The sequence below is a fragment of the Candidatus Sulfurimonas marisnigri genome (genome assembly GCF_015265475.1).
GTDB lineage: Bacteria > Campylobacterota > Campylobacteria > Campylobacterales > Sulfurimonadaceae > Sulfurimonas > Sulfurimonas marisnigri.
The window spans coordinates 1,153,436-1,175,048 of the sequence record NZ_CP054493.1; the positions used below are offsets into that span (position 1 = coordinate 1,153,436).

Here is a 21,613-nt window from a genome sequence, read left to right on the forward strand (position 1 = left end):
GATTCAGCTAAATTCTGCTGATTCCTTTGTTTATAATAATCTCTATTATTTCATTGTATGAAAGACCATGTTCAATTTCACATGCTTTGACTAGATAGCTTGAGACATCTTTTATATCTGGGAGTAGATTTGCTCCCATTAAAAAGCAGTGCCCATAACTGTTTGTTTTAATATCTATTTGTGCAAAGTCTCTTGCTCCAAGGTCCATAAAAGCATTAACAGCAATATTTTTAACCCTATTTATAAGCTCAGAATCTTGAGTTTTTTTGAACTCCTCTTTGTTCTCAATTCGTGTTTTTAATCCAAGAATTTTAATTCCATTTTGTGATTTGGTAGGGATAACTTCAATTGTACTAACTAGTAAATCACCATCTTTTGTTTTAAGAAGGGCAACTGTAAACTCTTGACTTTCAAGATACTCTTCAACTAAAACAGGCTCATTGTATGTGTTATATAATGATAAAACCTTACTCTCAAACTGTGCATAATTTGTAACGTACGATAAATCGTCAATTCCATTGCCGTTTGCAGAACTATTTGGTTTGATAAATAGAGGGTATCTAATTGGTATCTTGTTGTCATTTACATACTCACCAGGAGTTGCTGTAAAATAATTTGCTGTATTATGACCTTGCTCTTTTAAGTAAGATTTGGTTAACACCTTGTCAGAGTTATATTTTAATGCTTCTTTTGTTGAGCCTGAAAAATTTATACTGTTTAATTCAAAGTATTCAGATAGGCAAATGTTTTCTTCATTTTCAATTAATATATCTTTTTGAGACAAAATCACTAAGTCCGGTTTTCTTAGTACAACTTCATCTAAATTTGATTTATTTAAACATATACTCAGCCTAACTGCGTGACCAATCTCTTCAATTGATTTAACAATGTCATTACATGTGCTTGTGTCTGTCGTTATAATTTCTATATTCATTGTTGCTAACTCTCTTTATGGTTAAAGATGATTATTACTTTGGAGGGTATCCAGCTATAAGGTCATCGCATCTATCAGATTTTCTCGATATTAGAGTAAACCACATTTAAAAGTATTTTAGTGCGTCTTAGTTGGGGATTTTAATCATAAAAAAATGAAAAGTCCATATTAGAAAAACAGAAATATCACCTGTTTACATCCAAAAAAGGAGTTTGTTTAGTCAAATAAGAATGCGATTATACAGTTTTACTGCTTAATATACAGGGCGGTCTTAAAGCTAGATTATTTAACTTTACCTAAGAGTATTTTCTTTGATGTCAATGCTTTTACTAGTGCATTTTGTATTGACATATATGAATCCTGATTTTGAATCAATATTTTTTTGTCTCTATTTTCTTCTCTTTTTAAAGAATCAATTTCTCTCTTTATATCTGCGTAGTTAGCTACTACACTTGAATCAATAAGCTTTGAAGACAACACGGCTTTTTGTTCTTTTTGATGTAACAAATTTCTTTTTATTGAGACTATGTCATTTTTTAATGTTTTTCTCTCGTTTTCATCTTTTGATGAACTTAAAGTATCTATATATGAGTCTAATTTTTTTGTATCATAGTTAGCTTCTTGTGATAACTTATCTATCTCTCTTTTCAATCCATTGTTATACTCTAAAGGTGAAATTCCACCAATATATAAACCAGAGATGTCATTATTTAAATCATTTACTTTTTCATATATATTATCTATAGATATTTTTGCTTTAATATAAACTCTAACAATAGACATTATGGATGTAATATTCCATCTCATCCCATTTTCTGCTTCCATACGTGGAACTTTATATTTAATTCCATCAAGAACAACTACATCTAATGAATAATACTTTAAAAATTCTATCATGTTCTTATTTGATGATCCAACTTCTTCTAGTATAATGTCTGCTATATATCCAAATACCTCTTTGAAATGTATTCTAAATATATAGCCTGCAAACCCTTTAAAAAATTCATTATTGTTGTCAAATAAATTAGTTAATTGCTCTATTATAATTGATTGTATTAAAGAAAATGCATTTTTTTCGTAAGCTATATTATCTATGTTCTTAACTAAAAAATATGTATCAACAAATTCTTCTGCTGTGAAATAAAAAAAATCTTTATTATCTTGCTGTGAAAAAATCTCATCATTGAACGATTTTAGTTTATCCTCATCAATCCCATTGTACCTATTTGCAACAGTATTTTTTTGATTATCAGCAACTTCCTCTATTAGGAATCCGTCTAATAATTTTATAATTATTTGATTGCTTCTAATGATTATAATATCACTTTCCTCAAGTTCAAAAGCATGTCTTACGGCAAATCTAATCAATTCTTTTTTATTTATATCCTCATTGTTTATGTTTCTTACAAAACTATATATTTTATTTTTTACATCTTCTGGGATAGAAATTAAACCTTCTATGCCTTTGTAATCATACTCTATTAGATCTTCGTAAGATTCAATAATATTAATAATCGCATCCAGGTTTATACTATCTTTAGGCTCAGTTTTATATTCAAAAACTTTTATCCGTATTGTATTTTCTGTTAGCTTTAATAATGGGTACCCAATAGGCTCAAAATACTCTTTAAAAGCACGTTTGATGTTTAGTAGATTTTCGCTGTTTGATAGGAAGTTTTTCGGATAATTTTTATTTAAATATAAAAAAAAATTTTCATTGTCCAAATCATCCCATTTAAAGTCAATTGATGGTTTTGGTAAATTTGTTTTTAAATAAGTATTTAACTCTGAAGCTATATTCTTCATTTTATTCCAATAATAACATAATTATGAAGTATACAACCACTAAATTAAACAGTAGAAGTATATGCAACCCGACCATCTTTTAGTAAAAAAGACTCGTGATTTTCCGTCCTTACTTCACAATAAGTTTGGCTTTTTTTTAATATACCTATTGTACAGTATAATGTTTTAATTTATAATTAATATAATTTTGAAGTTCATTTATGTTAAAATTTTATAAAAAATAAAAGGTGAATAATGAAATTAATATTTTTATTATTATTAGCTGTTGGATTGCTCCATTCAGAAGAGCTGGGCGATTTATTAGGCACTTATACACACAATAGTGATCTTTCAAATAAGACAAAACTTGAAAGCGGCGGGGCTGTAACTATCTTTACTAGAAAAGATTTAGACATTATGCAGGCTCACAGTCTCAAAGATATCTTAAAGTCACACCCTATAGTAAGATACAAAGAGAGTCGTGGCGGAATTGCAGATATGTTTTATAGAGGCTCCTCCGCATTTTTTTCAAGCAGTACTATACGTTTGTATATAGATAATCAAGAACTTGTTTCATCAACATTTGGAAGCGGTTTTACAGCTGCTAACAGTATTGACCTAGATTTTATAGACCATGTAGAAATTTATACACGCTCACCATCGTATGAGTTTTCTACAGAACCAACATATATCTTAATTAAGCTATATTCAAAAACGGCCGAGCGTGACAGTGGTGGGAAGTTAAATCTTAATTATGGAAGCCGTGGATTTAATCAAGAATCTGCATATTATGCAGATGAGCTCAAAGATTACTCTTATGTTGCATATGTATCTAGAAGTGATGATAAAAGAAAAAAGTATTTCAGTCACAATATTCCAATTAAACGTGATTCTGAAACTTATTCACTTTTTAGTTCCATACATTCCAAGAACAATAAGCTCCAAGTTATGGCGGGGACATCAGACCTTGATACATCAATAGCCAGAAGCCCTTTAGCTACTTATGATATCTCAACAGGTCACTATGACTATTTTAACATAGGGTACGAAACAACATACTTTAAAAATTTATGTATCTCTGTAAATCATCAATATACACATATCTCTGGAAAAAACAAAGAAGCAGCTGGTTTTGAATCGCCTTACTCTCCAGAGCTTGATTTTGATAGAGAAGAGGGTGTTTCTACAGCAGAGATAAAGTACACAGGTGAATCAGAGTATAACCGTCTAATTATAGGTGCAAAGCTTCGCTATAAAACCTTTGAGATGATAGAAGCTAAAGTGGATGGTGTTTTAAGTTCCAAGGATGATTATAATAGACAAGCCGTAAGTACAATTTTCTTAGAAGATAGACACAGCATATCAAATAACAATATTATAAGCATTGCTGCTCAGTATGCCTTAGTGAATAACAATGGAGGAATTGAAAATGAAGATCTTTTTCAATTTCGTATAAATCACACATATATTCATGATAATTTTATTTTTAAATCATTTGCGTATAGAGTGGAGTCATTGGTTGAACCTTATATATATGTAGATTTTCCATTTACTAAACGTCCTCTTGATAATCAAGTTTTAAATGCGATTAGCGAGGAGATAAAATATATTAATGGTAAAAATGAAATAGAGTTAGTTGCTACCTATGGTGTTACTAAGAATTTATTTGTACAACCCCCCTTTGTAGTAAATCCAACAGGAGCTTTTACCAATAGCAAAGAGAACGTAAAAAATATATCTGCTTTTTTGGAGTATACTTATAATTTTGACATAGACAATAAACTTGTCTCAAATGTTTCATATGCAGATATAAGAAACTTCAACAATAAATCTATTGCTGCTTTTGTCCGCTCACTAAATAGAGTTGGAAAGTTTGATATTTTTAATGAGGTTATCTTTAATCGTAACAATATTGACGATACTAATCATTATGATTATAGTGCAGGGATCAAGTATAGCTATACGAATGATTTGATAATTTCTTTAAAAGGTGAAAATATTTTTAATAAGGGTTACGAAGATAGTTATTATAGAGTTGATCCAAACACATTTTTACAAGAAGAACCTATAAATATATCTCCTGTAGAACAACGCTTTTTTGTTAGCATGGAGTATATGTTTTAAATGAAATTTATTCTGTTTGTACTATTGGCACTTGAGCTGTTTGCTTTTGATACTGCTACTGCCTCTAAAATATTTGATAAAATATTTTTGGCAATGGTAGATAAGGACAATATTAGTGTTTATACAGTTAACAACAAATACAAAGAGGTTGTTTTAGCCTCATCAAATCTATACATATCGAGTGAAGTTGAGAGCGCTGATATTATTTTAGTTGATTCACTTGAAGAAATTCCTAAAAACAGTGAAGGTTTACTACTTTTTACAACATCACATGTAGTATACAAGGTTAATAAAGATTCGGTTGGTGCTTTTTACTGGGATAGAGGGCATATTAAAATTGAGTTTTCAAGAGTAAGGCTGCATAACAAACAAATATCACTTCCTCAAAATTTTGATAAGTATATAAAGGATAGTGAATAATGATAAAGTTTAAAACTATACAGACTAAAATAATATCCCTCTCAATTGCTACTATTGTTTTGTTTTTTGGCATTAATTTTTTACTTCAACTCAATGAAATAGAGGAATATGCATTTGAAATGATTGAAAGCACTAATAATATTGTAAATGATTTACTTGTTGAACATATAAGTGCATATGTTTACAACCATGATGAAGTGAATATCCAACTTAGCATTGATTCAATTAATAGTGATTATATAAAATCCATCTATATTCTTGATAAAGACGGAATTATTATAGCAAAAAATAAATCTCCCAATATTGTTCAAGAAATACATCCTATGTTTGAGACACTTTTGAAAAAAGAGCACAATAGTATTAGGAATACAGAGCAATATATTGTAATGGATATCTTTTCTGTGTTGGATGTCCCAATCGGTTATATGGTTGTTGAAGCTAATTTAGAAACATATAATAATTATATAAAAAGAGAGTTATTTGAGTTTATTATTGAAGGGTTGTTGTTAATTAGTGTCTTTTTTATTATTTCGTATTTTGTAGCAAAATCTATAGTCTCACCAATATATGATATTGTTTATAAACTGAGTAATACAAAAGATGATGATATCTTGATGTTTCCCAAGCAAGAGCAAAAAGAGTTTCAGTACTTAGGAGTAAATATTGCTAATAAACACAATAAACTCCTTGAGTCAAAATCGAATTTAAACACAATTTTTGATATGACTACAGATGGAATTGCTATAATTGATAAAAATACAAATTTTCTTTTTGTAAACAGAGCCTTTGGTGAAATTACGGGATATACCAAAGATAGTCTCTTGGAGAGATCTTTTATTGAGTTTATACCCCTAGATTTTAAAGATGAAATAATAGATATTATTAGAGATGTGTTTTATAAAGGCTCACACTCTAGTTTTGAAAATAGTTGTAGTGTTAATCACGACAAGATTATTGATGCAATTATTAGTATGAATCTTATGCCTGACAGAAAAATAATTATGCTTGTTTTAAAGGATGTGACCAAAGAAAACCAATACAAAAAAGAGAAGCTAGAGCAAGAGCGTAAGTTTATAGAGCAGACAAGAATGGCTCAAATGGGAGAAATGATAAGCATGATTGCCCATCAGTGGAGGCAGCCGCTCTCTTCAATTTCAGCAACATCAATGAATATGATGATAAAAATTCAACTTGGAGAGTATGACTTAGAGACAAAAGAGGGGAGAGATAAGTGTGAAAATTCCTTTATCAAGCAGCTTAATAATATTGAACACTATACACAAAGTCTAACTACGACAATAAATGATTTCAGGAATTTCTATAAACCAAATAAGTTACAAGTACTTAGCACATTAGAGGATGTAGTTGCAAAATCTCTAAAAATCATTGAGGGATCACTTACTAATGATAATATTGATATAGTTTATGATTACAATTTTAAAGAAAAAATAGCACTTTATGATAGTGAATTGATGCAGGTTGTTCTCAATATATTGAAAAATGCTCAAGATAACTTTAAAGAAAAAGGGATTGAAAAACCACTGATTAAAATAACTACAAAAGATAGCAGCTTAATCATATGCGACAATGGCGGCGGAATACCTGAGAGAATTATGAAAAATATATTTGACCCATACTTTTCAACAAAAGATGAAAAAAATGGAACAGGACTTGGGCTATATATGTCTAAAATAATTGTAAATGACCACCACAAAGGAGCTCTACATGTAGATAATCAAGAGGCTATAGAAGGAGAAGGTATCGGTGCCTGTTTTACTATAAAGCTTAATTTATCTTCACAATCGTTGGAAGGTTAGTTTTAAAAGCTCTCTTAAATGCATTTGCTCTTATCTCTCTAAGTTTTCCAGTTGCAATTGCTGGTAAAAAATATGCCACCTCTTGACTCTCAACTGCATCGTGGTTATTGTCATACATAAATGCAATATGTTTACCTAGCTTAGCAGCTTGTGCAGAAATATTTCTAGCATAAGTGATTATATTTTTGTGATGTCTGTCATACTTGTTTCCTGAAATAAAGAAAACAAACTTACCACTAAGACGAATATTAAGGTAGTCTTGATAGTTAAGCTCTTTATCATAGCGTGTTAGCTGATTGCTTGTGTATCTGTCTAAATCACCCTCAAACTCTTCTAGAATGGGTGTTGGTTCTATGTTTGGTTTGTTAAGTGCGAAAAGATACTTAATCTCTATAAGCTTGCCTCTATAGCCATCTTTAATAGCAGAAGCGAAAAGAGTACAGTTTTTGTCAAAAGCTAGTTCATCAAATTGACCATTGAATTCATACCCCTGTCCGTCTAAGCTGGCATCGTCTTTGTATCCTATAGGTGCTATTGTCGGATTGTATAAAAAAATAGTTCCAATTACTGTTTTACGTTTGTTTTTAAGCATCTGCTCTAGTTGCTCTGAATCTATAGTCTCGTCACTCTCTTGAATATAAATATACTGTTCTTTTATGTACTCTAAATCTAATTTTCTTGAAAATTTCCCGAATGCTTGCATATAAATATCCTATAATAATTATTGGAATTATACTATAATTCCACTCAATAAGGTTACAAATGATATATATAGTATTTTCACTTTTTACGCTTGGTATTATAGCTTTCGCATTTTACCATTGGCAATATTTTATGGTGTTTTCACCAACTTATTATCGTGATGAAGAGTTAGACGATGAGTTTGAAATTCTTAGTATTACTACAGATGATGGCATTGAACTTGAAGGAGTTGTGTATGAGCCAAAGAGTCTATATAGAAAATTACCTACTATAAAGTCAACACTTCTTTTTTTTGCAGGTCGCTCACATGACAGTGTAGGACTTATTAAAAGACTCTCATTGTTGTTTCCGCATGTTAGAATAATCACTTTCAACTATCGCTCATACGGAAGAAGTGAAGGAGTTGTTAATGAAAAAAACATATTAGTAGACTCTCTAAAAGTAGCCCAGATAGTTAAAAAAAATTATGGTGATTTTTATGTTTTAGGCTTCTCAATAGGCTCATTGGTTGCTGCTTATGTGGCGAGTAAAATGAGCGTTTTGGGTGTGTTTTTGGTTGGACCATTTGATTCCATCACGCTACTTGTTAAAGAGAAATATGGTCTTCACATACCTTGGCTCCTGAGATATAAATTTGATAAAACTAAACTTGTGTCGGAGATAGATGCCAAGACTTATATTTTTGCTAGTAAAGATGATGAGATAATATATATTAAAAATACAAGAAATTTAAAACAATATGTGAAAAACTTGGCACTATACAAAGAGTATGAAGGGTTGACGCATAAAGAGCTTCTTTGGCATGAGGAAGTCTCAAAACATATAAATGAGGTGTTAGAGTAATGGAACTTGGATTTTTTTTAAAGAAGTTTATAACTTTTTTTGTTGAGCCTTTTGGTATGGTACTTATAGTTTTTGCTTTTGGCTTTTATTTTCTATTTAATGCAAAGTATAGAGTTGCAAAAGCTTTTCTTGGTTTTGCACTTGGACTTTTACTCCTTTTTTCATACCACCCATTTTCAAACTTTTTAGTAAAAAACCTGGAAAACCAATATTCAAAATATGAGTATAAAGAAAATATAAAATATATACATGTATTAGGAAGCGGGCATAACACAGATGAATCTCAGCCGCTTTCATCACAAGTTGCAAGTAAAAGAGTGCTTGAGGGTGTTATAATCCATTTGCAAACTCCAAATTCAAAACTTATATTTACAGGTTATGAGGGGAATACAAATATTTCAAATGCACAAATGAATGCCTCTTTAGCAATTGCACTCGGAGTTAAGGCTGAAAATATTATTATTAATGGGGAGCCAAAAGACACAAAAGAGGAAGCAATTTTCACACAAAGTTTAATTGGTGATGAAGCTTTTGTACTTGTAACGTCAGCAAGCCATATGCCAAGATCTATGAAGCTCTTTCAATCCCTTAGTTTAAACCCAATTCCTGCACCAACAGACTTTCATAAAAGTAAAGTTAATGGTTATCTTACGGCACCTGGGATTGGGTATATGCGTAACTCAAATATTGCTATGCATGAGTATTTCGGAATCTTATGGAGTATGTTAAAAAAGTAAATATATTAGTATTTAATTTTGGCTAAATAAAGACCATTACATTTAGCAGGTTTAAGCTTGTGGTTTTCTTTGCATTGCAGTTTTTCAATGATTTCACTTGTGTCTAGTGTAAGAAGTGCCCCAACAATAAGTCTTATCTGACTTCTTAAAAAGCCGTTTCCTTCGAAATTTAAGACTATATACCCTTTATGTTCATATGTAAATGCTTTGTAGATGGTTCTACATGTAGAGTTTATATCACTTCCGGTTTTCATAAAATACTTAAAGTCAAACTCACCTCTAAAGAGCTTTATATTTTTCTCAATTCTCTTGAAATCTACGGAGTCAATAAATGTAAAATAATTATCTTCAAAAGGATTACTCTCCCCCTGTTTTATAAGATATCTATAAACTCTTTTTTTAGCGCTGTATCTTGCATGAAACTCATCATCTACTTCTTTTATATGTTTGATAAGTATAGAATTTGGAAGCATCTCATTTAGAACTTTTTTAAGTTTAGTTAGATCATTCCAAAACTCTGGTAAGTTAATATGGCAAACCTGACCTGTTGCGTGAACACCTCTGTCTGTTCTTCCGCTGGCGATAATCTTTGAATCTATATGTAGTTTGTGCAGCACATGCTCCAAGTTTCCAAGTATGGTATTTGAAGAACTTTTTTGCGTTTGTGAACCTAAGAAATGTGTGCCGTCATAGGCTATTGTTAAAGCACATCTCATTAAGCATTAAAACTTTGTAACAATTGTTTTTCTATATAAGAAATATGTTGTGATTAGCCAAGCTGTAATGAACAATGGAATTGTATAGTATGAAAACTTACTCTGCAACCCAAAAGCAAGAGCATAATAAACTAAAATTCCTAAAAATAAGTATAAATATACTTTCCCTTTTTGATGCCTAACATGTACTATCCCAATACTTGCAACTAAAAATAGACTTATCAAAGGAAAGATACTAAGTAAAATGTTTATTATAAACAATTTTTTATAGTTTTTTCCACTCTTAAGCCAGTACTCAACTGGTGTTTTATACGTGCGAAAATCAGTTTTCATAGTATCGTTAATAAACATTGTTTTAAAGTCTATTTGTGTGAACTTCTCTTTTGAGTAGCTATAACCCTCTCCATCACTTAGTTTTAGTCGCAAAATACCAGAGTCATTAATAATCTGTGCTTTTTTAGCCCCTATCAAAACCTCTTCATTTTGTTTTTTATTAAATAAAATAACATCAGAGTAGCTTTCATTCTCATTTTCTTTTCCAATATAGAGTAGCCATTCACCAAATTTATGACCAAATTCAGAAGCAGAGAGATTGAATTTTGCCTCGCTGGTCTTATATGATATAAAGTTTTTTGATAGAATTTTAGCGTGTGGAAATAGTATGAAAAAATTAAACATTAGTATAACAGAGAGAATGGCTGCTGGTTTTAGTAATGTTTTTAGTATAAATCTAGGCTCTATACCAAGTGCAAACAGCACAACTATCTCATTGTCATTTGATAGTTTGAAAAGAGTTAAGGTGGTGGCAATAAAAAAAGAGATTGGAAGTGAATAAAATAGTAGCTCAGGGACTATGAAGAAAAATAGTTTAGCCATCTCCCATATAGACAGTTGTATAACAGCTGTATAAGTAGCAAGTTTTATAAGAAAAACTACAGAAGCTATGGCAAAAAGAGGGATAAATATAGATAAAAATATAACAGATAAAGAGTCTCTTATATATTTTTTTAGTTCATACATTAGTATAGGGCCTCAACTAGTGTTAAAACATAGCTATCAAATATATAAACTATAAATGTTGCCAGAACTAAAAATGGAACAAAAGGAACAGTTTGCCCTTGCCCATATCTATTTATAAGAAATATCATAACAGGTAGTGCCAAAATTGCTGAAAGAAATACAGCGACAAGAGTTAGTTTTACACCAAGAAGTGCTCCCATTGTTGCCCCAACCATTATGTCGCCTTCGCCCATAGCTTCTATAAATGGATATGTATGATAGTTTTTTGTCCAAGGTGTTATAGTTTTTTTAGCATCCCTGTGAGCAGATGATGTTAGGTAATATGATAGGGCAAATCTCAATAGAGTAAATCCACCTGCGAAGAGAAGAGCATTTTGAAAGTTTGTTAAAACTCCGTGTAAACTCCAAGCACCAACTATTGCAAATAACAAAGCCAAAAGATTAAGCGAGTCCGGAACCATTTTATATTTTAAATCAATCATTGAAAGAGATAAAAGCATAAAGAAGCTAAGTGCTATAAAAAGAACAGGAACACTAAAACCAAACTTGTTGACCAACATTAAAAATATCAATCCAGACGTCAGTTCAATAAGTGGATATTGTATGGATATCTTCGCACCACAAAAAGAGCATTTTCCTCTTAAAAATAACCAAGAAAATAGAGGTACGTTATGCCAGGGCTTCAAGTTATGTCCGCATGTTGTGCAGTGTGAGCCTCCAAATACTATACTTTCATCATTAGGTATTCGTAATATAATTACATTTAAAAACGAACCAATAAGCATACCGAATATAAAAGCAATAGTAAGTAGTTCCATTATTTTAAGCCTCCAAAGCGTCTCTCAATTTTTGTGAAATCCTTGATGATTTTTTGTAAATCATCGGTTGTAAAATCTGGCCATAATGTATCTGTAAAAAATAGCTCAGCATATGCAGCCTGCCAAAGTAAAAAGTTAGATAGTCTGTGGTCTCCACCTGTGCGAATAAGTAAATCTACATTATGTTTGCAGTCAAGTGCGTTTGAGAGCATTGCTTCTGTTATGAAGTCTTCACAGTCTTTAATTTTATTAACAGCTCTTAGTATCTCATCTTGAGCACCATAGTTAAGTGCAAGCGACTGAACCAAGCCATCACAGTGAGATGTTTTTTCTTGAACATCTTTTATAGTTTTTTGTAGAGACTTGGAAAAAGCCCTAGTGTCACCAATAGGCTCAAACCGTACATTGTTTTTCAGATAGACAGGAAGCTCATTTCTTAGATACGATTCTAACAGCTTCATTAAAAACTCAACTTCTAGTCTTGGTCTTTTCCAGTTTTCTGTTGAAAATGCATAAAGCGTTAACCTCTCTATATCTTTGCTCTGTGAACAAAATGTTGTAATCTCTTTAACAACCTTTGCTCCTGCTTCATGACCTTTAACTCTTTTTTTATCTTTGAGCTCTGCCCATCGACCGTTGCCATCCATAATAATTGCTATGTGTTTTGCTTTGTTCATATACAAAGGTCCAAAAGAGAGTTGATATTAGCGTTGTAAAGTGGTTCTATTAAATTTATAACAGAGATGTCTACTTCATAAGAGAGGTTTTTCATATCATTTTCCAAAAATTGTTTAGTTTTATCAAAAGCAACATTTAGCTCAATGCTTACTCTGCCATTTTCAAGTGAAATAATACCTGAAATGGGTCCTAAAAGCTCAAGTGCCGCATAAAAGTCTATTTGACTCTTCTTAGTTTTCTTATTGTACCTTTTTTTAAATTGTAAAACAGAAAAATAGCCATGATAATTTAGCGGAATTGTCATAGTCTGGTTTTGCAAAGAAAGTAATAGAGTCGATGCATTTGAAAATTCTTCTTTTGTAGTTGCAGTGCTTAAATGCTCTAGTATGTTTTGTTTTAGTATATTTTCTGGTTTTACAGATGATAGAATCGTTTTTAAATCTTTTAATGAATATTCCAGGTTTGTATGCTGTAAATTTTTAAGTAATGATGGCTGTTTTAAGAGTTGGGAGAGCTGTGGTACTGAGTCTTTGGTTTGTGTGAGTTGTGACCAGTATTTAGCCCCTTCGCTCAGTGGTTTGTCACTCTGTGCGGTAAGTCTCTTGTTATCAAGTAAAACACTATATTTACCATCTCCTAAAGATTTTAAGATATCAACAGAGACTAGTTTTATAAGAGCTTTGGCCTCATTTGGATTTGTATTGATTAGATTTACCAAAGAGCCTAGTTGTGATATATTCATTGAGTAGCTATTTTTGCATACTTTTTGCATGCTCTAAAATATCAAATGCGACACTAAGTTTGTCAGATAAAGGGATAGACTCTATTTTGTCTGGAAGAATAAAATCAACCTTATTTGTGTCAGTCCCAAAACTAGAAGAATCTTTCAAGACATTGAGACAAACAGCATCAATACTTTTATTGTCAATCATCTTAGAGGCGTTTTTGATAGCGTTATCTGTGTCCATTTCAGCCTTAAAAGCAATAGTTGTTATATCTGTTTTATCAATAGAGTTTAAAATATCAATATTTTGCGTTAGTTTGAGATCCCACTCTTCTCCTAAAGTCTCTTTTTTTAGTTTTCCATCTTGTGCGTATGCAGGCACATAGTCACTAACGGCCGCCGCCATAAATAGATATGGTTTTTTTTGTATAAGACGAATCTGGTCATCACTCATAAGTGATGCCTTTGATAGTTTGCCTTTTTTGGCAATTCGGATAGAGTCACTTAGATACTCAAGCATCTCCTGCGAACTTTCAACATCAATAGTATGTAAATCTTTTGGTAAATTATCTTCAAATTTAGTAGAGATTAAATTAACATCAGCTCCCTTGCAATAGAGTGCTGTAGCAAGTGATGAAGCCATTTTACCACTTGAGTAATTTGAAATATATCGAACATCATCAATCTTCTCTACAGTTCCACCACCAGTAACTATAACTCTTCTATCAGTCCAAAAATCATCTTTAAGTATAGCTCTAGCAGATTGCCAAAAAACATCTATGGGCTCTGCCATAGCACCATTTCCAACTGTTTTACATGCAAGTTCTTTGGTCTGAGTATCTACAAGCTCATAAGATGCAATCGACAACATTTTTAGGTTAGCTTTTGTAATAGGGTTTTCTAACATATTAGTGTTCGCGGATGGCGCTATTATCTTTACATGTGGATATGCTAAAGCAGTTTGTAAAAGCATATTATCAGCTATACCATTAGCTAGTTTTGCAATTGTATTCGCAGAGCAGGGCGCTATAACAAATAGGTCAGCCCACTCACCAGCCTTGATGTGGTTATGGTCATTTACCCATGACTCATTAGTATCATCAAGTACTTGATTTGAGGTGAGGGTCTCAAAAGTAAGAGGAGTTATAAACTTTTTAGCAGCTTCACTCATAACAACTTTTACATCTGCACCAGCCTTAACAAATAGTCGAACAATATCAGGTGATTTATAGACAGCTATTGAGCCGGCAACTCCTAAAAGTATCTTTTTGCCTTTTAATAAATCTGTTGGAATAAGCATGGTTTACCTCGATTTTTCTATATGTTTATTTGAGTTGTATTTTAGCAGGAAAACCTTTAAGATATTTAACTTAATGCTTGTAGAGTTTCTATAGTTAAAACTACACAATAACCTATCTTTGTAATTTTTTTTAAGTTAATTTAGTTAAATATTAAAAAAGTAGTATAATAATTTTTATGGAAGCACATGACTTTTTTTTAACACTTTTTTTAATATTGATAGTTGCAAGGATACTAGGTGAGGCTTTCGCTAGATTTGGAATCCCATCAGTTTTAGGTGAACTATTTGCGGGAGTACTTTTAGGCTCTTCCATCCTAGGCATTGTTGAGCCAAATGAAATATTGAAAATATTAGCAGAGATTGGAATTATTTTACTTCTTTTTGAAGTAGGACTGGAGACCGATTTTACAAGATTGAAAAATGCAGGAACAAAATCTCTTATAGTTGCTTTATTGGGAGTTATACTACCCTTTAGTTTTGGGCTGTTAATAGCTTATTATATCTTTGAATTTTCATTTGATATATCTCTTTTTGTAGGTGGAACACTTACAGCAACAAGTATAGGTATTACTCTTAGAGTTTTAAAAGATATCCATATGGAAAACACTAATATAGCCCAAATTGTTATTGGTGCGGCTGTTATTGATGATATCATCGGAATAATACTTTTAGTCTTTATATATGACTTCTCAATCTCACACGAGACAAATTTTAAGCATACACTCTCAGTAGCAGGAATGGTTATGATGTTTTTAGTATTGGCCCCGATTTTGGCTAAATCACTTTCGTACATGATACATAAGTTTAATGGAAAAGATTTAGTTCCAGGGTATATTCCAACGATTATTATTTCACTTATTTTACTTTTTGCATACCTTTCACATTTGGTTGGTGCCCCTGCTATTTTAGGCTCTTTTGCAGCAGGTATTGCACTCTCAAGAAGATTCTTTCTCCCCTTTGGTACATTTTTGAGCACAAATGAAATACTCCTTGGTGAAGTACAAAAAAGTATGACACCAATTATTCAGATATTTACACCTATATTTTTTGTTATGGTTGGCCTTTCTATGGATTTGAGAGTTATAGACTTTTCATCCTCTTCTTTTTGGATTATGGGGTTATCATTTATTACAATAGCGTTTTTAACTAAATTTATTGGAGCATTTTTTATTATTCAAAGTTGTATTAGAAACAATGTAATAATCGGAATATCTATGATACCAAGAGGAGAGGTTGGTCTTATCTTCGCTGAGATGGGCAGGGTAAACGGAATATTGCCAAATGATATTTATGCAATGCTTATTTTTGTAATAATAATTACAACTGTTGTCCCTCCTTTTTTACTAAAGAAATATTTTAGAGGTGAATGCGTTTAAATATAATTTTTTATTAAGTTTTTTTGTTATAGACTGTTTAAAATATAATATGTAAAGGAATGAAAATGAAAAAGAGAATGACTACAACAGGCGGAAATCCTATTGGTGATAATCAAAACTCATTAAGTGCTGGTGCTCGTGGTCCGTTATTGATGCAAGATTATCAATTAATTGAAAAACTTGCTCATCAAAATAGAGAGAGAATCCCTGAGCGTGTTGTTCATGCGAAAGGTTCTGGTGCTTTTGGAACACTAAAAATTACCCATGACATAAGCAAGTATACTAAAGCAAATGTTTTACAACTAGGGGTGGAGACACCTATGTTGATTCGTTTTTCTACAGTTGCAGGTGAGAGAGGTGCCGCAGACGCAGAGAGGGATGTTAGAGGTTTTGCAATGAAGTTTTACACAAAAGAGGGGAATTGGGACTTAGTTGGAAACAATACTCCGGTTTTTTTCGTAAAAGATCCTATGAAGTTCCCTGATTTTATTCATACACAAAAAAGACACCCAAGAACAAATATGAGAAGTACAACAGCTATGTGGGATTTTTGGTCATTAAGCCCTGAATCACTTCACCAAGTAACAATCTTGATGTCAGATAGAGGAATCCCCAAAACATTAAGAAATATGAATGGATACGGCTCTCACACATACAGCCTTATTGATGATAAAAATGAAAGAGTATATGTAAAGTTTCATTTTAAAACGGCTCAAGGAATTGAGACTATGTCAAATGCCGATGCTGAAGCAGTTGTAGCAAAAGACAGAGAAAGCTCTCAGAGAGATCTTTATGAGTCTATAGAAAGTGGTAACTTTCCAAAGTGGAATTTCCAAATACAAATTATGACAGAAGAACAAACCAAAGAAGCGCCATTTAATCCATTTGATTTAACTAAGATTTGGCCACATGCAGATTATCCCATGATTGAAGTTGGTGAGTTTGAGCTAAATAGAAATCCGCAAAACTATTTTGCCGAGATAGAGCAATCTGCGTTTAGTCCATCAAATGTAGTCCCTGGAATTAGTTGGTCGCCTGATAAAATGCTTCAAGCAAGAGTCCTCTCTTATGCTGATGCACATAGATACAGAATTGGTACGCACTATGAGATGCTTCCGGTAAACAGACCGCTAAGCGAAGTAAATACATATCATGCTGATGGCCCTATGAGACTTGATGAGCCAAAAGGGAGTGATGCTTATTATGAACCAAATAGTTTTGATGGCCCTGAAGAAGACAAGCAATATGTTGAGCCGCCATTTGCTATAGATGGTGATGGATACAGATATGACCATCGTGAAGATAGTGACGATTACTACTCTCAGCCAAGGGCACTTTTTAATCTAATGAATGGTTATCAAAAACAACAATTATTTAGTAATATTGCTGAAGCCATGGGTGGAGTGCCAAAAAATATTGTAGATAGACAGTTAGCACTTTTTAAAAAAATTGACCCAGGGTATGCGACTGGTGTGTCAAAAGCATTGAGTATGCAATGATGAATACAACAACTGAAGAAGATGATAATAATAGGTATATTGAACTTCAGCTTATGTCACTTGACTTTGCACGAGATGGTGAAACATATACATTAAAAAATATGATAGAAGCTGGTATAAGTGTTGATTTAGCAGATGAAAAAGGAAATACTCTGCTTATGCTTGCTTCATATAATGGCAATATAGAATGTACAAAAATGCTACTAAGTCATGATGCACAAGTAAATAAAAGGAACGATAGAGGACAAACACCACTGGGTGGAGTAGCTTTTAAAGGCTATCTTGAGCTTGTTATATTGCTTATAGAACATGGTGCTGAAGTTAATGCAGACAATGGTGGAGGAAGAACTCCACTAATGTTCTCCGCGATGTTTGGGCACAAAAATATTGTCGAATATTTAGTATATAAGGGTGCAGACATACAATCGCAAACCTTCTTTGGTATGTCAGCTTTGCAAATGGCAAAGATTACCGGTGGAATTAGAGTTTTATTTGGGAAATCAAACAATAAAGTGCAATGAGTATTGATATATCAAATAATATAGTCTATTATATTCTAATAATATTTGGTGAATTGCTGATTGTCTTAGTCTTTATACATATGGTTTACAAAAAGAGAACACCTGCGAGTATGACAGCATGGCTTTTATCTATGATACTAGTTCCCTATATAGGAGTTCTCTTATATTTGATTTTTGGTTTGAGAAAACGAGAAAATAGATATAAGAAAAAAGCAATAATACTCCAAAAACATACACAAAGTTTTTATAAACAAAATCCTGTTCATGATATTTTAAGAAGTTATGGTATTGCTGATGCAAGTGAAAATGAGAAGTTTGAACTCTTTACGGACTCTATAAAAGCATATGAAAAGTTTATGAGTTGTATAGAAGATTCTAAAACATCAATATATTTAAGTACATATATTTTTGAATATGATGATGTTTCAAAAGAGATTATAAAGGCACTTATTAAAAAAGCAAAAGATGGGGTAAAGGTTAAAATACTTATAGATTCACTCGGTTCGATAGGCTTATATTTTTCTCAGTATAAATTGAGAGAACTTAGAGAATCCGGTGTAAAAGTTGAATTTTTTATGCCAATCTTTCAAATGCCATTTAGAAACTACATAAACCTTAGAAACCATAGAAAGATTTATATATTTGATGATAAAAAGGTTATAAGTGGTGGTATGAATATCTCAAGTGAATATTTTGGACCAAATATAGATAAAGCGAGATGGGATGATATGCTTTTTTTTAGTGAAGGCACATCTGCTGAACTATTTTTTGAAATATTTGCTTCTGATTGGTTTTATGCTTCACAGGAGAATATGAGTTTTGTAAAAAACAGTGCTCCAAATAGCGGTGATACGTTTTTACAAGTAGTACCATCTGGACCAGATATGAGCAAAGATATTCTTTATGAAGCACTTCTCTGTGCAATTTACAGTGCCAAGGAGCGTATCTGGATTGTCACTCCATACTTTATACCTGACAATTCTATAATCCAAGCTCTAATAATTGCTAAACATAAAGGGATAGATGTTAAACTTATTACACCCAAGGACTCACAAAACATCATCGTTAATTTAACTAGAAGTTCATATATGAGAGAGCTTGAAGAGGTTGGTGTAGAAGTTGCACTCTATAATGGAGCGTTGCTACATGCAAAAGCTATACTTTTTGATGAGACAAGTGCTATGCTTGGAAGTGTTAATTTTGACAATAGAAGTCTGTTTTTAAACTATGAGGTAGCTACATTTGTCTACTCTGTAAAAGTTATAGAAGATATTGAATTTTGGATGAATAAATTACTTTTATATTCATCAGCAGGGACAAAAGAGGTTTCTGTACCTAGAAAAATTTTAGAAAATTTAATGAGAATTATAGCACCTCAACTATAGCAAAAAGAAGAAATTATGCTTAAGCCGACTAAAACTGTAAAATCTTTAAAACACCAAGATAAAAGTTTGAGAGAAAGTTTTACTGTTTTATGTTGGAATGTGGCGAAACTAACACTTAAAAGTGAATATCAGGACTACTTAAACTCAATTGTTCAAAAATATAAAGTAGATGTTTTACTACTTCAAGAGGTAAAAAAACAGATAGCAAATGAGTTGGATATATCTGATTTTTCTTATGTTTTATCTCCAAATATTCAAACTAAAAAACACGTATTTGGAGTATTGAGTGCATTTAAAATTTCTTGTGAGAATGAAGTGTCGCTTCTTACTCAAAAACGGGAACTTGCATACGCAACTCATAAAGTGACATTAATAACTAAACATAAAATATCTCACGACAAAGAGATATTGATAGTAAACTTACATGCAATAAATTTTGCAAATAATAGTGACTTTTACAATGAGTTAGAGAGTATAAAGTTAATAATTAAATCTCATACAGGAGCCATGATAGTTGCGGGTGACTTTAACACTTGGAATGTAAAAAGGATTCAATATCTAAAAGAGTTCACGCAATCATTGTCGCTTAAAGAAGTAAAATTTAGCGATAGAACAAATCTAAAAAAAGTTTTTACAAATTGCTTAGATTATATTTTTTACAGAGACTTAGAATTAACATACTCAAAAGTGATTGACAGCAAAAAAATCTCAGACCATAATCCTATAATTGCGACATTTGAGTTTTGATTTTTACATGTAAGTATGTAAATAAGATTATCATTTACTAATCTATAATATAGTCTTTGGTTATTATTTCGAGTATATGACCATTTTCATCTTTAAAGTATACTCCGCGACCGCCATAGTTGTCGTTTGTCTCGCCATTATCTAACTTATATGGACCGCTACCGTAAACTATTTTATCCTCTTTTATACGTTCAAATATCTCATCGAACTGCTCATCTGTTACTTTAAAAGCGTAGTGCATTTTTGAGAAGTGCTCTTTTGTGCTAAAGTCCAGTGTCAGAGTTGAGTTAACTCTTACAACCGCAAAGTCATACCAGACTTTTAAAAACTCAAAGCCGAAAATCCTCTCATAAAACTTAGCCGATTTTACATTGTCATACGCTGGAATAATTGTATGATTGAGTGTGATTTCCATAACTATTTCCTCACTTAAGAACTATATTTAAAATGTAACATAAGTAAAATATATGTATGTTTTATTACTTATTTTAATAGTTACATGTAAGTTTTAGTTTTGATTTTTTCATGTGCTGTATGTACATTGATATTATAAGACTTAAAAGAGTGAGTATGATGTAAAATATCATAAAGAAGAGTGTGAATCGTGAGGTGCAATCAAGGAGTAAATATATGAATAAATATTTCACAGTGGCGCTATTAACTCTCTTTATAGCTTTAAACTTATCTGCAAACGACAGAGAAAAGTCTGTTTGCGGTGTTTTTCAAGAGCCTTTTTTGTTTTGGGTATGGAGTTCTATGACACCTGAACCAGATAGTAAAAGAATAAGCAATATACCGTTTATTGAACCGAGTGAGTTTAAGACATCAGATGGCAAAACCCTTCGTGGTTATAAGTACATATCAAATGATTCCAAGAACAAAACTTCTGCACAAGGGTACCTTTTAGTTGCCATGGGAAACACCATGGTCTCAGACCAGCTAATTGGCTACCTAAGAGAGTTCTCTGAGAAAAACTATGATGTATATATTTATGACTATAGAGGTTATGCCAACTCTGAGGGAAACAGACGAATCAACGCTATAATTGAAGACTATAAAGAGATAACTACATCTCTAAACAAATCATATGATAGAAAACTTCTTTATGGGATCTCTTTAGGTGGAGCTATTGTGCTAAACGTTATAGGCTCGGGTGTTGTATATGACGCAGCTGTCGTTGACTCAGCCCCAAGTTTTCTCTCGCCTCATGGTTGTCCAGAGTGGATTGATCCGGTGGCAAATCTTCCAAAAGATGCTAGTAAAATACTTGTGATTACTGGAAAAAAAGATAGCGTTTTGCATGAGAGCATGACTTCACCGCTGAGAGAGGGTGCACATGACAGAGGCGCTAATACAATTAATGGCGAAAACTACAATCATCCTTTTAATGATAAAACAATTGAGATTCATAATCAGCGTATGGAGCTGATTTTAAATCACCTAACTAAATAGTGAGCTAAAGTGGAG

Annotated in this window: 21 protein-coding genes and 1 riboswitch; of the genes, 11 read left to right on the forward strand and 10 right to left on the reverse strand. The window is 32.0% G+C overall.

The features are described 5' to 3' along the window. Window positions 1-7 precede the first annotated feature (7 nt). Both HUE87_RS05800 and HUE87_RS05805 read right to left on the reverse strand, forming a co-directional pair. A complete protein-coding gene (locus HUE87_RS05800) occupies window positions 8-934 on the reverse strand; it encodes a D-alanine--D-alanine ligase family protein (protein ID WP_194367775.1) in 927 nt (308 codons plus the stop codon). Window positions 935-1,216: 282 nt separating this feature from the next. Continuing rightward, window positions 1,217-2,740, reverse strand: a complete 1,524-nt coding sequence (locus tag HUE87_RS05805; RefSeq protein WP_194367776.1) for a hypothetical protein — start codon at window positions 2,738-2,740, stop codon at window positions 1,217-1,219. Between the two features lie 59 nt (window positions 2,741-2,799). After that, window positions 2,800-2,880, reverse strand: a riboswitch (cyclic di-GMP riboswitch). Window positions 2,881-2,974: 94 nt separating this feature from the next. Here HUE87_RS05805 and HUE87_RS05810 point away from each other — a divergent pair. From HUE87_RS05810 to HUE87_RS05820, 3 genes are read left to right on the forward strand one after another with little or no spacing between them, the layout of a single operon-like run. Continuing rightward, a complete protein-coding gene (locus HUE87_RS05810; protein ID WP_194367777.1) occupies window positions 2,975-4,843 on the forward strand; it encodes a TonB-dependent receptor plug domain-containing protein in 1,869 nt (622 codons plus the stop codon). Beyond that, a complete protein-coding gene (locus tag HUE87_RS05815) occupies window positions 4,844-5,263 on the forward strand; it encodes a hypothetical protein (RefSeq protein ID WP_194367778.1) in 420 nt (139 codons plus the stop codon). Next, window positions 5,263-7,080 (forward strand): sensor histidine kinase, encoded by a 1,818-nt coding sequence (locus HUE87_RS05820; protein ID WP_194367779.1) that lies wholly within the window; start codon window positions 5,263-5,265, stop codon window positions 7,078-7,080. The genes HUE87_RS05815 and HUE87_RS05820 overlap by 1 nt, the downstream gene beginning before the upstream one ends. On the opposite strand, the gene HUE87_RS05825 is transcribed toward HUE87_RS05820, so the two are convergent. Continuing rightward, window positions 7,049-7,783, reverse strand: coding sequence for a hypothetical protein (locus tag HUE87_RS05825; RefSeq protein ID WP_194367780.1), 735 nt, complete (start codon window positions 7,781-7,783; stop codon window positions 7,049-7,051). The two genes, HUE87_RS05820 and HUE87_RS05825, sit on opposite strands and share 32 nt — an antisense overlap. Window positions 7,784-7,842: 59 nt before the next feature. Between HUE87_RS05825 and HUE87_RS05830 the strand changes: the two genes are divergently transcribed. Next, window positions 7,843-8,625, forward strand: coding sequence for an alpha/beta hydrolase (locus HUE87_RS05830; RefSeq protein WP_194367781.1), 783 nt, complete (start codon window positions 7,843-7,845; stop codon window positions 8,623-8,625). Beyond that, window positions 8,625-9,362, forward strand: coding sequence for an ElyC/SanA/YdcF family protein (locus HUE87_RS05835; protein WP_194367782.1), 738 nt, complete (start codon window positions 8,625-8,627; stop codon window positions 9,360-9,362). Before HUE87_RS05830 ends, HUE87_RS05835 begins: the two co-directional genes overlap by 1 nt. A gap of 5 nt (window positions 9,363-9,367) precedes the next feature. Here HUE87_RS05835 and truA read toward each other — a convergent pair whose 3' ends face one another. Genes truA through coaBC form a run of 6 tightly spaced genes read right to left on the reverse strand, consistent with a single transcriptional unit; the run spans window position 9,368 to window position 14,618 of the window. Next, window positions 9,368-10,078: a tRNA pseudouridine(38-40) synthase TruA gene (gene truA / locus HUE87_RS05840; RefSeq protein WP_194367783.1), complete on the reverse strand. Its 711-nt coding sequence runs from the start codon at window positions 10,076-10,078 to the stop codon at window positions 9,368-9,370. A 6-nt stretch (window positions 10,079-10,084) separates the two neighbouring features. Further along, window positions 10,085-11,098 (reverse strand): LptF/LptG family permease, encoded by a 1,014-nt coding sequence (locus HUE87_RS05845; protein ID WP_194367784.1) that lies wholly within the window; start codon window positions 11,096-11,098, stop codon window positions 10,085-10,087. Continuing rightward, a complete protein-coding gene (locus HUE87_RS05850; RefSeq protein WP_194367785.1) occupies window positions 11,098-11,916 on the reverse strand; it encodes a prepilin peptidase in 819 nt (272 codons plus the stop codon). Before HUE87_RS05850 ends, HUE87_RS05845 begins: the two co-directional genes overlap by 1 nt. After that, on the reverse strand, window positions 11,916-12,593 hold the full coding sequence (locus HUE87_RS05855; RefSeq protein ID WP_194367786.1) for a di-trans,poly-cis-decaprenylcistransferase: 678 nt from the start codon (window positions 12,591-12,593) through the stop codon (window positions 11,916-11,918). The genes HUE87_RS05850 and HUE87_RS05855 overlap by 1 nt, the downstream gene beginning before the upstream one ends. Further along, window positions 12,590-13,336, reverse strand: coding sequence for a hypothetical protein (locus tag HUE87_RS05860; RefSeq protein ID WP_194367787.1), 747 nt, complete (start codon window positions 13,334-13,336; stop codon window positions 12,590-12,592). The genes HUE87_RS05855 and HUE87_RS05860 overlap by 4 nt, the downstream gene beginning before the upstream one ends. A 7-nt stretch (window positions 13,337-13,343) precedes the next feature. Beyond that, on the reverse strand, window positions 13,344-14,618 hold the full coding sequence (coaBC, locus tag HUE87_RS05865; protein WP_194367788.1) for a bifunctional phosphopantothenoylcysteine decarboxylase/phosphopantothenate--cysteine ligase CoaBC: 1,275 nt from the start codon (window positions 14,616-14,618) through the stop codon (window positions 13,344-13,346). Window positions 14,619-14,794: 176 nt separating this feature from the next. Here coaBC and HUE87_RS05870 point away from each other — a divergent pair, with 176 nt between their 5' ends. The 5 genes from HUE87_RS05870 (at window position 14,795) to HUE87_RS05890 (ending at window position 20,146) form a co-directional block, all read left to right on the forward strand. Then, window positions 14,795-15,994, forward strand: coding sequence for a cation:proton antiporter (locus HUE87_RS05870; protein WP_194367789.1), 1,200 nt, complete (start codon window positions 14,795-14,797; stop codon window positions 15,992-15,994). Window positions 15,995-16,059: 65 nt separating this feature from the next. Further along, window positions 16,060-17,493 carry a catalase gene (locus tag HUE87_RS05875; RefSeq protein ID WP_194367790.1) on the forward strand — a complete coding sequence of 478 codons (1,434 nt, stop codon included), beginning with the start codon at window positions 16,060-16,062 and terminating at the stop codon, window positions 17,491-17,493. Then, the gene (locus HUE87_RS05880; RefSeq protein ID WP_229855249.1) at window positions 17,490-18,014 is read left to right on the forward strand and encodes an ankyrin repeat domain-containing protein; all 525 of its coding nucleotides are present in this window, start codon (window positions 17,490-17,492) and stop codon (window positions 18,012-18,014) included. Before HUE87_RS05875 ends, HUE87_RS05880 begins: the two co-directional genes overlap by 4 nt. After that, the gene (locus tag HUE87_RS05885) at window positions 18,011-19,399 is read left to right on the forward strand and encodes a phospholipase D-like domain-containing protein (protein ID WP_194367791.1); all 1,389 of its coding nucleotides are present in this window, start codon (window positions 18,011-18,013) and stop codon (window positions 19,397-19,399) included. Before HUE87_RS05880 ends, HUE87_RS05885 begins: the two co-directional genes overlap by 4 nt. A gap of 15 nt (window positions 19,400-19,414) precedes the next feature. Beyond that, on the forward strand, window positions 19,415-20,146 hold the full coding sequence (locus tag HUE87_RS05890; RefSeq protein ID WP_194367792.1) for an endonuclease/exonuclease/phosphatase family protein: 732 nt from the start codon (window positions 19,415-19,417) through the stop codon (window positions 20,144-20,146). Window positions 20,147-20,183: 37 nt separating this feature from the next. Here HUE87_RS05890 and HUE87_RS05895 read toward each other — a convergent pair whose 3' ends face one another. Beyond that, window positions 20,184-20,561, reverse strand: a complete 378-nt coding sequence (locus HUE87_RS05895) for a VOC family protein (RefSeq protein WP_194367793.1) — start codon at window positions 20,559-20,561, stop codon at window positions 20,184-20,186. Between the two features lie 215 nt (window positions 20,562-20,776). On the opposite strand from HUE87_RS05895, the gene HUE87_RS05900 reads away from it, so the two are divergent. Beyond that, window positions 20,777-21,598: an alpha/beta hydrolase gene (locus HUE87_RS05900; RefSeq protein WP_194367794.1), complete on the forward strand. Its 822-nt coding sequence runs from the start codon at window positions 20,777-20,779 to the stop codon at window positions 21,596-21,598. Window positions 21,599-21,613 lie beyond the last annotated feature (15 nt).